Origin of the sequence: Photobacterium frigidiphilum, from assembly GCF_003025615.1 — a bacterium.
In the GTDB taxonomy this organism is placed as follows: domain Bacteria; phylum Pseudomonadota; class Gammaproteobacteria; order Enterobacterales; family Vibrionaceae; genus Photobacterium; species Photobacterium frigidiphilum.
Map to the genome: position 1 here is coordinate 1 of NZ_PYMJ01000125.1, position 976 is coordinate 976.

Annotated in this window: 1 protein-coding gene; it reads left to right on the top strand. The window is 53.2% G+C overall.

Features of this window, described 5'->3' with window-relative positions:
• Nucleotides 1-976 (top strand): TrbI/VirB10 family protein (locus C9J12_RS30150; RefSeq protein WP_107247131.1); only part of this gene is annotated, 976 nt, incomplete at both ends.

The window sequence follows — 976 nt, forward strand, 5'->3', positions numbered from 1 at the left end:
CTCGGGGAATCCGGGCAATGGCGAGGAAGGGGGCAAGCCGATTGATTTCGGGGCCGTGGTCGATGTTGAGTTTACCGCCAAAGACAACCAATCGGCATTATCGGCACAGCAAGTGACGGTGACCCGAATGGAAAAGGCATTGTCCAGCATGGAAAAAGCCTTGAAGATGCAAACCGCCAGCTATGACGCTTTTCGGGCTAAGATGAAAAGCGAACAGGAATCCGTTGCTCGGGGCTATGCAGAGCAAGTAACGTTCATGCAAGACGATTTCAATACTCGCCTTGAAGCCCTGAACCCACCCGGCGAGAATGATATTCCGTTCCAAACAGCCATGACGACACAAGGGCGATATTTGGGCCAAAACACCACCGGCGCAAGGCAGCCCCCTAGCTCAGATGGATTAGCCCAAGACGGACGTTATGACCATGACAGTCAGAGCTTGGGTATACAAGGTGGCATAGACCACACCGCTCTCGTATGGAATGACGATCCTGCCAATGCCCGAAAACGGACCATTGATAACTATGTCCCCTCCGGCACTGTGGTAACGGCCGTCATCACCGGCGGCGCCGATGCCAATGCAGGGGTAAATGGTCAAGGTGATACTACGCCGATTGTTTTCCAAACCTTGGATAATGGCCTGCTACCCAACGGAAAAAAATCCCGACTCAACAACTGTTCTATTACCGCCGCCGTGTACGGTGAAGTCTCGTCCAGCCGAGGCATTGCCCGAACGAATAGAATGAGCTGTATCTTTGCCGACGATGAGATCATCGACATTCCTATTCAGGCAACGGTCTTTAATTTCGGGCGAAATGGCATTCGCGGCAACACCGTGATTCAAAATGGCAAAATTGTGCAAATGGCCGGGGTCGCCAGTCTGTTGACGGCGGCAGGCTCTGCCGCGAAGTCAGTGTCAGAAACCACCTCCACCTCGGCATTGGGCTCAACCAGCACCGTCAACAGTGGTGATATT